12 protein-coding genes are annotated in these 11,757 nt (G+C 58.3%); 7 read left to right on the forward strand and 5 right to left on the reverse strand.

All coding sequences use genetic code 11. The annotated features are described in order from the left end of the window. The first annotated feature begins 133 nt into the window (after positions 1-133). A complete protein-coding gene (locus ACM6IR_RS25020; RefSeq protein WP_414910155.1) occupies positions 134-1,240 on the forward strand; it encodes a diguanylate cyclase domain-containing protein in 1,107 nt (368 codons plus the stop codon). Beyond that, entirely contained in the window at positions 1,233-2,168 is a 936-nt protein-coding gene (locus ACM6IR_RS25025; protein ID WP_414910156.1) for an iron-sulfur-binding ferredoxin reductase, read from the forward strand. Before ACM6IR_RS25020 ends, ACM6IR_RS25025 begins: the two co-directional genes overlap by 8 nt. Positions 2,169-2,345: 177 nt before the next feature. Here the strand turns inward: ACM6IR_RS25025 and pyk are convergent, their stop codons facing one another. After that, positions 2,346-3,797 carry a pyruvate kinase gene (gene pyk / locus ACM6IR_RS25030; protein ID WP_414910157.1) on the reverse strand — a complete coding sequence of 484 codons (1,452 nt, stop codon included), beginning with the start codon at positions 3,795-3,797 and terminating at the stop codon, positions 2,346-2,348. A 157-nt stretch (positions 3,798-3,954) separates the two neighbouring features. Here pyk and ACM6IR_RS25035 point away from each other — a divergent pair, with 157 nt between their 5' ends. The 3 genes from ACM6IR_RS25035 (at position 3,955) to sbcB (ending at position 6,602) form a co-directional block, all read left to right on the forward strand. Next, positions 3,955-4,329 carry a tetratricopeptide repeat protein gene (locus tag ACM6IR_RS25035; protein ID WP_414910158.1) on the forward strand — a complete coding sequence of 125 codons (375 nt, stop codon included), beginning with the start codon at positions 3,955-3,957 and terminating at the stop codon, positions 4,327-4,329. 233 nt (positions 4,330-4,562) lie between these two features. Further along, on the forward strand, positions 4,563-4,922 hold the full coding sequence (locus tag ACM6IR_RS25040) for a PilZ domain-containing protein (RefSeq protein ID WP_414910159.1): 360 nt from the start codon (positions 4,563-4,565) through the stop codon (positions 4,920-4,922). A 249-nt stretch (positions 4,923-5,171) separates the two neighbouring features. Further along, positions 5,172-6,602, forward strand: a complete 1,431-nt coding sequence (gene sbcB / locus ACM6IR_RS25045) for an exodeoxyribonuclease I (protein WP_414910160.1) — start codon at positions 5,172-5,174, stop codon at positions 6,600-6,602. Between the two features lie 99 nt (positions 6,603-6,701). Here the strand turns inward: sbcB and mvaT are convergent, their stop codons facing one another. Continuing rightward, positions 6,702-7,079 (reverse strand): histone-like nucleoid-structuring protein MvaT, encoded by a 378-nt coding sequence (gene mvaT / locus ACM6IR_RS25050; RefSeq protein ID WP_414910161.1) that lies wholly within the window; start codon positions 7,077-7,079, stop codon positions 6,702-6,704. A 339-nt stretch (positions 7,080-7,418) separates the two neighbouring features. On the opposite strand from mvaT, the gene purU reads away from it, so the two are divergent. Both purU and ACM6IR_RS25060 read left to right on the forward strand, forming a co-directional pair. Then, positions 7,419-8,267: a formyltetrahydrofolate deformylase gene (purU, locus tag ACM6IR_RS25055; RefSeq protein ID WP_414910162.1), complete on the forward strand. Its 849-nt coding sequence runs from the start codon at positions 7,419-7,421 to the stop codon at positions 8,265-8,267. Between the two features lie 86 nt (positions 8,268-8,353). Beyond that, entirely contained in the window at positions 8,354-8,551 is a 198-nt protein-coding gene (locus tag ACM6IR_RS25060; protein ID WP_414910163.1) for a hypothetical protein, read from the forward strand. Positions 8,552-8,796: 245 nt separating this feature from the next. Here the strand turns inward: ACM6IR_RS25060 and ACM6IR_RS25065 are convergent, their stop codons facing one another. From ACM6IR_RS25065 to ACM6IR_RS25075, 3 genes are read right to left on the reverse strand one after another with little or no spacing between them, the layout of a single operon-like run. After that, positions 8,797-9,792, reverse strand: a complete 996-nt coding sequence (locus ACM6IR_RS25065; RefSeq protein ID WP_414910164.1) for a lysylphosphatidylglycerol synthase transmembrane domain-containing protein — start codon at positions 9,790-9,792, stop codon at positions 8,797-8,799. Continuing rightward, positions 9,789-10,565, reverse strand: coding sequence for a DUF2334 domain-containing protein (locus ACM6IR_RS25070; RefSeq protein ID WP_414910165.1), 777 nt, complete (start codon positions 10,563-10,565; stop codon positions 9,789-9,791). Before ACM6IR_RS25070 ends, ACM6IR_RS25065 begins: the two co-directional genes overlap by 4 nt. Then, a complete protein-coding gene (locus ACM6IR_RS25075) occupies positions 10,558-11,682 on the reverse strand; it encodes a glycosyltransferase family 4 protein (protein ID WP_414910166.1) in 1,125 nt (374 codons plus the stop codon). Before ACM6IR_RS25075 ends, ACM6IR_RS25070 begins: the two co-directional genes overlap by 8 nt. Between the last annotated feature and the right edge of the window lie 75 nt (positions 11,683-11,757).

Here is an 11,757-nt window from a genome sequence, read left to right on the forward strand (position 1 = left end):
TTCGGGCCATGGCTTTGACGCCAGTTTTTTCTCCCCTAAATTTGAATGGTCATTTATCAGACACGCCACTAAAGTGGCATTCGGCCTGTAGAGTAGAAACTCCAGCAGCCTCCTTTTGCACGGTGAGTCACGATTGACCCATAACGCCCTCCAGCGCCTTTTGCTCAAACGCTTTGCCCTCGCAGCCGGCACTTACGCCCTGGCTCTGGTCTTGCTGTGGCTGGCATTCTTCACTGGCCACTACGATGAGCCGTTAGCCAGCGTGGCCGTCGGCAGTGCGCTTGTCGTCATCAGCCAGGCGGCGCTTTTCGCGGTGTTTTATTCGGGTTTCAACCTTCGGTTCAACGATCCGAGCCTGACCGAAGCGCAAGTCTTGCTGGGGCTGGGTTGGCAAACCTGGCTGATCGCCCACATGGATGTGGCTCGCGGCGCCTTTCTGGTGTTCTACGTACTGATTCTGCTGTTCGGCCTGTTCCATCTGTCACGCCGGGCCTTGACTCGTTGTGCGCTGTTGGTCTTCTTCAGTTTCAGCGCAATCACGCTATGGGAGGGCTACCACTTCCAGCTAGCCGATCCGGCACTGGCGGTGCTGCAGGTTTGCGTGTTGTTTATTGTGCTGGTCTGGCTGGTGCTTTACGCCCGTCACGTCCAGGCATCGCGGCAACGCATGCGTCAGCGGCGGTTTGCTTTGCAGGCGCACCAGGACACGCTGCGCGGGATGATGCGTCAGCTCGAAGACTTGGTGGCAACCGATGAACTGACCGGGCTGTTCAATCGCCGACATTTCCTGCGCCTGGCTTCCCGCGAGTTGAACACCATGGAAGTCGGAGTCGTGCACGGCCTGGCGCTGATCGACCTCGACCATTTCAAACGGATCAACGACGTCCACGGTCACGCCGCCGGCGATCAGGTGCTGCAAGCCTTTGCCGGCGTTGGCACTGCCTGCCTGCGCGAGGGGGATGTGCTGGCCCGCTACGGTGGCGAAGAGTTCGTGCTGTTGTTGCCCGATTGCAATGCCGAGCGATTGACCTCGTGTTGCGAACGGCTGCGCATTGCATTCACCGATGTCGAGTTGATCGGCCTTAACGTGAGCAACCTCAGCCTTAGCGCCGGTTTGACGCTGCTGGAACTGGACGATGATCTCGACGACGCTTTGCAGCGGGCGGATCAGGCGCTCTATCGCGCTAAACGTGACGGTCGCAATCGTTGCGCGGCAGCGTGGGAGAACGTTGATGCCTGAATTGCGCGTGGGAGAACGCCACTGGTCGGTGGCGACCGGCAGCAATTTGCTTGATGCGTTGAATCAGAATGGCGTGTCAGTGCCTTACAGCTGTCGCGCCGGCAGTTGTCATGCCTGCCTGGTGCAGTGTGTGCAAGGGCTGCCCAGCGACAGCCGACCTGATGCCTTGAGCGCCGACCAGCGTCAGCAAGGCTGGCGCCTGGCCTGCCAGTGTCAGGTGACCGAAGATTTACAGGTGCACACCTTTGACCCGGAGCAGGACGGTTGCCCGGCCGAGGTCGCGGCCGTCGATTGGTTGTGTGCCAGCGTGCTGCGCTTGCGTCTGACCCCGCAACGACCTTTGCGCTACGGCGCAGGACAGCATCTGGTGCTGTGGGCCGCAAACGTGGCTCGGCCGTATTCGTTGGCCAGCCTGCCGGAAGAAGACCGCTTTCTGGAGTTCCATATCGATTGTCGTCAGCCGGGAGCGTTCAGCGATGCCGCGCGCCAGTTCCGGATCGGTGATTCGATCAGCCTCGGGGAGTTGCGCGGCGGCGCCTTGCATTACGACGCTGACTGGCACAACCGACCGCTTTGGCTGATGGCCTCTGGCACCGGTCTGGGACCTTTGTTCGGCGTCTTGCGCGAAGCGTTGCGTCAGGATCATCAGGGCGTTATCCGCGTTATTCACCTGGCCCATGATGCCACTGAGCACTATCTGGCCAAGCCCCTGCAAGCCATGGCCGCCAGTCGCCCGAACCTCAGTGTCGAGCTCTGGACCCCGGCCGGGTTGCCAGAAAAATTGGCGCAACTGCGCCTGGTTTCCCGACAAACCCTGGCTCTGGTCTGTGGGTCTCCCGACAGTGTCGACGCCTTTTCCCGACGCTTGTACCTGGCGGGACTGCCGCGCAATCAACTGCTGGCCGATGTTTTCACTCCTCGTGGTTGAGCGCTGATTGGCGGGCCTCTTCGCGAGCAGGCTCGCACATTGGAACTTCAGCGCTCACAAATCCCTGTGCGAGCCTGCTCGCGAAGGGGGTCTCCCAGGCAACACACCTTCAGGCTCAGAAACGCAAAAGCCCCGCCATTCACATGGCGGGGCTTTTGTTTTTCAGCGATCGATCACTCAGACCATCGGGTCGCCAACGTGCAGGATTTTCATCCCGTTGGTGCCACCGATGGTGTGGTAGCTATCGCCCTTGGTCAGGATGACCCAGTCGCCTTTCTCGACGACACCGCGCTTGAGCAACTCGTCGATCGCAGCCTGGCTGACTTGCTCAGGCGGCAAGGACGCCGGGTCGAACGGTACGGTGTAGACGCCACGGAACATGGCGGCACGAGCCTGGGTTTCGCGGTGCGGGGAGAACGCGTAGATCGGCACCGAGGAACGGATGCGCGACATGATCAAAGGCGTGTAGCCACTTTCGGTCAACGCGATGATCGCTTTCACGCCCGGGAAGTGGTTGGCAGTGTACATGGCCGCCAGGGCGATGCTCTGGTCGCAGCTTTCGAAGACCTTGCCGATACGGTGGCTGGAGGTCTTGCTGGTCGGGTGCTTTTCAGCGCCGATGCAGATGCGCGCCATGGCTTGTACCGCTTCCAGCGGGTACAGGCCAGCGGCACTTTCAGCCGAGAGCATCACGGCGTCGGTGTAGTCGAGCACGGCGTTGGCTACGTCTGACACTTCTGCGCGGGTCGGCATCGGATTCTGGATCATCGACTCCATCATCTGGGTCGCGACAATCACAGCCTTGTTGTGGCGGCGTGCGTGCAGAATGATTTTCTTCTGAATGCCCACCAGCTCGGCGTCGCCGATTTCCACACCCAGGTCACCACGGGCAACCATCACCGCATCGGAGGCTTTGATCAGCGCATCGAGGGTGTCGTCGTCGGCGACGGCTTCGGCGCGTTCGATCTTCGCCACCAGCCAGGCAGTACCGCCAGCCTCGTCGCGCAGTTGACGGGCGTATTCCATGTCGGCGGCATCACGGGGGAAGGATACCGCGAGGTAGTCGACTTGCATCTCGGCGGCGAGCTTGATGTCGGCCTTGTCTTTTTCAGTCAGGGCCGGAGCCGTCAGACCGCCGCCGCGACGGTTGATGCCTTTATGGTCGGACAGCGGACCGCCGATCAGTACGGTGCAATTCAGTTCGGTGGTGTTGGCAGTATCAACGCGCATGACCACGCGGCCATCGTCGAGCAGCAGCTCGTCGCCTACGCCGCAATCCTTGACCAGATCCGGGTAGTCGATGCCGACCACTTGCTGGTTGCCTTCGGTCAACGGATGGCTGGTGGAGAAGGTGAATTGATCACCGATCTTCAGCTCGATCTTCTTGTTGGCGAATTTGGCGATACGAATTTTCGGGCCTTGCAGGTCACCCAGCAGAGCGACGAAGCGCCCGTGCTTGGCAGCGAGGTCACGCACCAGCTTCGCGCGAGCCTTGTGCTCGTCGGGGGTGCCGTGGGAGAAGTTCAGGCGGGCGACGTCCAGGCCAGCCAGAATCAGCTGTTCGAGAACTTCCGGCGAGTTACTGGCCGGGCCAAGGGTAGCGACGATTTTGGTACGACGGACGGACATGCAAAGACTCCTGAGTTCAAGCGCTGAGTGAGGCTACTATGCTCTCCGGTTGTAGTCATTGTTCGTGTGCACTACTTATTCGCTTGTTTCTTTAAATGAACATTCTTGAAGATTTTCGCCAACGGGTCGATACAGAGCTCAAGACAGGAGAACCCCCATGCGATTCGTGCTCATAGCCGCCCTTGCCCTCAGTGTTGTGGGCTGCACCCGTTGGTCGATGAACCACCATTTGAATAATGCCTACAGCGCCTATGACCGGGGCAATTGCGAGCAAGTGATGCTTGAATTATCCAAGGTCGACCGCGACAGCCGCGAGCGCCGCTACGTGCAACCGGAAGTGTCGATGATGCGCGGCCTCTGCCTGGAACGTCAGATGATGTTTATTGATGCGGCCCAGACTTACCAGTACATCATCGCAACCTATCCGGAAAGCGAGTACGCCTATCGCGCCCGCGCACGGCTGGAAACCTTGCAGAGCCTGGGTCATTACCCGACTCGTTCCGCCGCGGTCGTGCGCCCGACACAGTTCTGATCGCAGCTGACATTTAAAGGCTGGCCGACCGATGACGGTGAGCTATAGTCGAAAGAACCGGTTTTGCAGTCGTGTCTCTAAACCGGCGTAACACCTGTGATCGGCAGACGTAAGCGGCGGCGGTTCTGTGGACTGTCGCACCGGGATCGGGGAGAGCGCGTTTGCTTGCCAGGCAGACCCGTTCCGAAGCATTAGTGCGGCTCTGCTTAAGGGCCTTGCGTAGCGAATTCAGCATGTTCACTGACCGCCGGATCGAGCGGCATCAACTGCCGTATTTTCTGAGAGTGTTCAACAGCATCACCGACAAACCCATCGGCTTCCTGGGCAACGTGAGCGAAGACGGGCTAATGCTCATCAGTCAGTTGCCGATGATGATCGGCGCCGATTTCGATCTGCGCCTGAAAATCCCCGCTAGTGGCGGCATTGTGCAGGTCATTGATGTGCGGGCGTGTTGTTTGTGGTGCCATGAAGATGCTAACCCCCATCACTATGACGCCGGTTTTAGCCTGCAACGGGCACCGCCGGAATATGGGCAACTGGTCAGTGCATTGCGCCAGTACTTCAGTTTTCAGCCGTTGCCGGCGTCCGTCTGACAACTCCTCCTGTAGGAGCGAGCTTGCTCGCGAAGGGCGTTAACGATAACGCGTTCCTCCTGAATAAACGCGTTGCTCTGAAGTCCTTCGCGAGCAAGCTCGCTCCTACAGAAGTCTCGGGCCGCATTTAATCTACAGTCCCCCAGGTTGGTCATCAGCACGACCAGTGCCCGGCGTTTTTGCGAGACTACTGGCCGGGGCGGGATGTGAGCGCCTAGACTTCGCCGATCATCAGTTCAGGAACCGCCCGTGACCTCCATCTTCTGGTATGACTACGAAACCACGGGCATCAACCCCCGTTGCGACCGTCCGCTACAAATGGCGGGAATTCGCACCGACGTCGATCTCAATGAAATCGATGAGTCGGTCAACCTCTACTGCCAGCCCAGCGACGACATCCTGCCGCACCCTGCCGCCTGCGCGATCACCGGTATTACGCCCGGTCGACTGGCCGAACAAGGACTGAGCGAAGCCGATTTCATGACCCGGGTGCATGCGCAGCTCGCAACGCCCGGCACCTGTGGCGCGGGGTACAACACGCTGCGTTTCGACGACGAAATGACCCGCTACAGCTTGTACCGAAACTTTTTCGACCCTTACGCGCGCGAGTGGCAGGGCGGTAACAGCCGCTGGGACCTGATCGATGTGGTGCGGGCGGCGTATGCCTTGCGCCCGGATGGCATTGTTTGGCCGAAGGACGATGAGGGGCGGGTTACGCTCAAACTCGAGCGCCTGACCGCCGCCAACGGTATTGATCACGGCAATGCCCACGAAGCGCTGTCAGACGTTCGCGCGACCATCGCCCTTGCACGCTTGATACGGGAAAAACAGCCAAAACTGTATGACTGGCTGTTTCAGTTACGCGGTAAACAACGGGTGATGGATCAGATTCGGCTCTTGCAGCCGATGGTGCATGTTTCCGGGCGTTTTTCAGCAGCACGCAACTATATCGGTGTGGTGCTGCCGCTGGCGTGGCATCCCCGTAACCGCAACGCCCTGATTGTCTGTGACCTGCACCTGGATCCTCAAAACCTGCTTGATCTGGATGCCGACGCATTGCGCCAGCGGTTGTATACCCGCCGCGATGACCTGGCCGATGGCGAATTGCCGGTGCCACTCAAGCTTATCCACATCAATAAATGCCCGGTGGTGGCGCCGTTGTCGGTACTTCGTCCTGTCGATCAGCAACGTCTCGAGCTGGACATGGCGCTCTATCAGGCGCGGGCGCTGCGGCTAAGTGACGCACAAAAAATGTGGCACGATAAAGTTCTGGCGATGTATGCGAGCGAGGACTTTTCACCAAGCCAAGACCCTGAGCAACAGTTATACGATGGTTTTATCGGTGATCGGGATCGGCGCTTATGTGAGCAAGTCAGAACCGCGGACCCCGTGCAATTGGCGCAACAGCAATGGCCTTTCGATGATGAACGTTTACCGGAATTGTTGTTTCGATATCGCGCACGTAACTTCCCCGATACGTTGAGTTTTGAAGAGCAAGAACGTTGGCGAATATTCTGTCAGCAACGTTTGTCAGACCTTGAGTGGGGGGCGCCCAATACACTGGAAACTTTTGTAGAGGCCGCAGCCCAATTGAACATTACGGCTACATCGTTTCAGCGAAAGGTGCTGAATGAGTGGCAGGATTATGTGCAGGGATTACGCAATCGTTTGAGTCTTTGAAAACGAATATGTCCATGGCTCGAAAATCGGGCATAAAAAAACGCCAGCATCAGCTGGCGTTCTTTTCATCGCGGATCAGTCCGCGACAAGCTCTGCGGCTTAGCCCAGCAGAGTTGCCCAGCCTTCAACCACGTCACCGCCCCACTTGGCTTTCCACTCTTTCAGAGTTTTGTGGTTGCCACCTTTGGTTTCGATGACTTCGCCGTTGTGCGGGTTTTTGTATTGTTTAACTTTGCGAGCGCGTTTGGTGCCAGTAGTTTTTACTGCGCCGCCACGTGCAGCCTTGGTTTTGGCTTCTGGATCCAGCAGCGCGATGATGTCACGCAGGGACTTGGAGTATTCGCCCATCAAGGTGCGCAGTTTGCCTTCGAATTCCAGCTCGGTTTGCAGTTTGTCGTCTTGGGACAGATTCTTCAAACGGGCTTGCAGCTCTTTGATAGCTTCTTCGGTGGCGCGATATTCGTTGATCAAGGACATGAGGATTACCTTATGTTGGGCGCTGGATGGCAGGGGACAGTGACGCAATAATAGTCAGGGTGTTTCATCAAGTAAACATTTAACCGGGGTTTATTTAATTTAGTTGCGGTGAATAGCGGATAAATTGGATGTGTATCTAAGTAGCCTGACGCAGGGGTCACAGATATTCACAATTGAGCTCTTGAAGATTAGCTACAAGAGCACCATCGCGCGGGAAGAGGGTAATGCCGGAACCTGTGTCACCGGACCAACGTGCAAGCCAAGGCATCATCAATACTGTAGTTTTGCTGCGCAAACGCTAGAATGGCGGCCTTTGCGAAGTTCTGGAGTTCCCCCCTCATGCGCACTTTTCGGCTGGTGATTTCTTGCCCGGACCGCGTCGGCATCGTTGCTAAAGTCAGTAACTTTCTGGCGTCACATAACGGCTGGATCACTGAGGCGAGCCATCACTCGGACAATCTCAGTGGCTGGTTCTTCATGCGTCACGAAATTCGTGCCGACTCGCTGCCTTTTGGTATCGAAGCGTTTCGCGAAGCCTTTGCACCGATTGCGCAAGAGTTCTCGATGGACTGGCGCATCACTGATACGGCGCAGAAGAAGCGCGTGGTGTTGATGGCCAGCCGCGAGTCCCACTGCCTGGCCGACTTGCTGCATCGCTGGCACAGTGATGAACTGGACTGCGAAATTTCCTGCGTGATTTCCAACCATGATGACTTGCGCAGCATGGTCGAGTGGCACGGTATTCCTTATTACCACGTACCGGTCAATCCGCAGGACAAAGAGCCGGCGTTTGCCGAAGTCTCGCGCCTGGTTAAACAGCACGATGCCGAAGTGGTTGTACTTGCCCGTTATATGCAAATCCTGCCACCGCAGTTGTGCCGCGAGTATGCCCACAAGGTCATCAACATTCACCACAGCTTCCTGCCGTCGTTCGTCGGTGCCAAGCCGTATCATCAAGCCTCCTTGCGCGGTGTGAAGTTGATTGGTGCTACTTGCCACTACGTGACCGAAGAACTGGATGCGGGTCCGATCATCGAGCAGGACGTGGTGCGTGTGAGCCACAGCGACAGTATCGAGGACATGGTGCGTTTTGGTCGTGACGTCGAGAAGATGGTGCTGGCTCGTGGTCTGCGTTATCACCTGGAAGACCGGGTGTTGGTGCACGGCAACAAAACGGTCGTGTTCTGACCGCAGCACTGCACGGTTGAAATTCGAAGGGCCTGGGCGTTCAATCGTTCCAGGCCCTTCGCCGTTTCTGCACTGAGGAAATGATAATGGCCGATCCACTGGACAAAGCCACTTCCAAGGCCCCCGCTACATTGGGGGAGGGGTGTTTGAGCCGCTACGACCCGGATGACATGAGTCCCGAAGACGGCACGGAGTTTCCTGGGGCTATGGAGTTGTGGGAGGCGTTGAATCCTGAGCCTGAACTTGTATCTGCTGGCGATGGGGTACTGGTGAATAGGGTGTGAAGTTTGGCTGAGTAGGTTCTTTGATTGGGTGTATATCCGTTTTTTTGGGTGCGGCCGCTATTGGTTTCGCTTTTACAGCGAGGCACCGAATGGAGAGGCAAGACTTTTTGGTTACTTTTGAGGCGTTCGGTACGTGTCAAAAGTGACCCGCCGTAAGGGCGGAACCCTAAGCCGCCGCTACCGCAAGAACGGATATGTACACAATCAAAAAATCCTCTGCCATAGCAAGACCAAGCCCCACGCTCCTAAGCCTGCTTAAACTTCATCAACTTCTTCAGCAGTGGCCGCCCAAGCATCAGCAAAAACACCGGCCCGCCCACGAGCAAATAGAAGTAATAAGTCACCGCCCGCCAAATCAGAATCGCCGCCGCTGCGGTAGATTTCCCCACCATGGGTGCCAACAGCGCCGCCGAGGTCAGTTCTGCCGCCCCGGCACCGCCCGGCAACAGGCTGAACTGCCCGGCACTCAGAGAAAGCATCTGGATCAGAAAACACCAGGCCCACTGCAAGTCCGCCCCGAGCCCACGCAGCGTCAGATACAGCACGCTGTAGCGTAAGACCCAATGCAGGCAGGTGAGGGCAAACACCTTGATCAGCGTCTGAAAAGGCAATTTCAACGTGTCCGTAAACGCCGCCAGGAAGTGCAGGAGTTTGCGTGTCCAGCGCAGGCGCGTGGTGGCTTTGACGTTCAAGCGAGCGAGCAACCGGCCGCCAAGACGAATCAGCAACCGGTGGTAGCGGGCGATCAGCCCACAACTGATTAACCCGCCGAACAAGGAAATGGCGCTCACGGTCAGCAGCCATTCCATGCGCTGGCTGAGGTGCTGAAACAGTGCATAAATCAGGATCCCGCTCAGCGCGCAGAGGAAAAACAGCAAATCGCTCAGCTGGTCCATGGCGAACACCGCGCTGCCCCTGGCCGGGCGCACGCCGTTGCGTGCCAGCAATGCCATGATCGTCAGCGGTCCACCGCTGCCGCCGGGCGTGGCGCAATAGGCGAACTCGGCGGCCATCACCACGCCGAGGCTTTTGAACCGACTCACCTCATTGCGCTGATCGCCCAGCAACAGGCGCAAGCGCATCGTGTTCACTACCCAACACAGCAGGATCATGCCGAACATGATCAACAGCCAGGTCAGCGGAAAGCTTTGCAGTCGCGCCCCTGTCTGACTACCGCCAAGCAGCAGGGGAATCAGCACCGCAGCGAGCAGGGCGACGAGCAGCAGAATTGCGCGACTCATGCGGCGCGACCGATGCGGTCGCTTTGCGATGCCAGCCACCCGGCCTTGGTCATCGGCACCCGGCCCTCGTCGAGCAATCGCTTGAGGGTTTGCAGCCAGTAAGTGCGCGAGAACTCATGGCGCATGTCCACTGGGTGCAGGCCCAGGCGTATCACCGGCGCCTGGCGCCAGCGCTGTTCGCGTTGATCGCTGACGAGTTTTGACAGGCCTCGGCGCCAGGCACTGCGTGCACTCCAGACCAGGCCCGGGGCATCGATCGCCGTGAACTGCGGCAAACGATAGAGATGCTGTGGGTCGCTGGTGTAGTTCAGCGGTAATTGGCGCAAGGCCTCGCGGGTACCGTTGCTCATCAACCAGGCCGGGGCGACGAAACCCTCCAGCGGCCAGTTAAAGCGCCGGAACACGTCGATGCCCGCATGCAGGCGGGCCAATGCGGCTTCCCTGGACAAGCTGTAGAACTCACCTTCATGGGTGTAGACGCGACGCATGAACCAGTCTCGAGGATTGTTTGCAGAGGGGGCGTCATCGCAATGAAAGTAGCCGTGCAACGCCAGTTCATCACCCCGGGCAACCCGGTCGGTCAGAAGGCGTCGAAATCCTGGATGGGCATTCAGGTCGTTGTGTTTGTGAAAGTCCGGCACCACCAGCCAAGTCATCGGCACCATGCCCAGCGCATCGACGGCTTCAACGAAGGGTTGGTAATCGGCCCAGGTTGGCGGTGCAACATCATGCAGCACCACTAAAAGGCTGCGCGGGTTCATGAGCTCAACCATTGGCGGCCAGCGGCCGTGGGTGGCTGCCGAGCACGGCGTGATAGTGCCCCAGCAGGCTGTTGACCACTGAGTCCCACGAATAATGCAGCTCCACATGGCTGCGAGCCTGCTTGCCGAGAACGGCGCTGCCCGACGTGAATAACTCGCGTACTGCATTGGCCATTGCCGACGAATTGTTCGGGGCGCAAAGCAGGCCGCATTGATCGGTGACAATCTCTTGAAACGCCCCGGCCGCCACGGCCACGACTGGAATGCCACTGGCCATGGCTTCCAGAATCACCAGACCGAACGTCTCCTGATCGCCAGCGTGCAACAGCGCATCGGCACTGGCCATTAATCGAGCAACTTGCGCCGCCGGGCAGAAATCATCAATCACAGTGACGTTGTCCGGCACCACGGCCGGCATCGATGAGCCGACCAGCAGCAGGTGATAACGTCGGCCCAGCCGACACATGCAGTTGAGCAGCACCGGCAGGTTTTTTTCCTTGGAGCCACGTCCGGCGAAGATCAGCAGGTGGGTATGTTCATCGATACCCAATTCGGCCCGCAGACCGGAATCTCGCAAGCCGGGGTTGAAGGTTTGCAAGTCCACGCCCAAGGGCTGTACGTAAACGTTTTTCACCCCCAGGCCGATCAGTTTGTCGGCCATGACCTGGCTCGGCGCCAGAACCCGGTCGAAGTTGCCGTAAAGCTTGCTGACATAGGCTTCGACATTCCCGGTGACCCAGTTGCCCATGCGGTTGCTGACCAGCAGCGGCAGGTCCGAGTGATAAAAACCGATCACTGCTACGTCGAGTTGGCGTTTAGCGTCCAAAGCCGCCCAGGCGGTGAGGTAAGGATCGCCGACCTCAATCAGATCGGGCTGCAAATCCTGCAGGACATTGCGCCAGGGCGCGAGGCGGAGGGGGAAGCGATACCCCTTGCCGAAAGGGAGGGCGGGGGCCGGAACGGTGTAAACGCCATCCTGTTCGCTGAAGGAAGGTCCAGGGATCAGCAGGCTATGGCGAATGCCCGGTTTGATCCCCAGGCGACGGTGCTTTGCATCCAGATAAGTGCGCACGCCACCGCTGGCAGGGGCGTAGAACATCGTTATGTCAGCGATATGCACAATGAGCATCCCTCCGGTCCGTTGTTCTCCCTTGGTTGACCTTTATGAAGGATAGATGTTCGTTTGGGGTTTTGTGGCGGGATA

Source organism: Pseudomonas sp. IT-P253, assembly GCF_949768125.1.
GTDB lineage: Bacteria > Pseudomonadota > Gammaproteobacteria > Pseudomonadales > Pseudomonadaceae > Aquipseudomonas.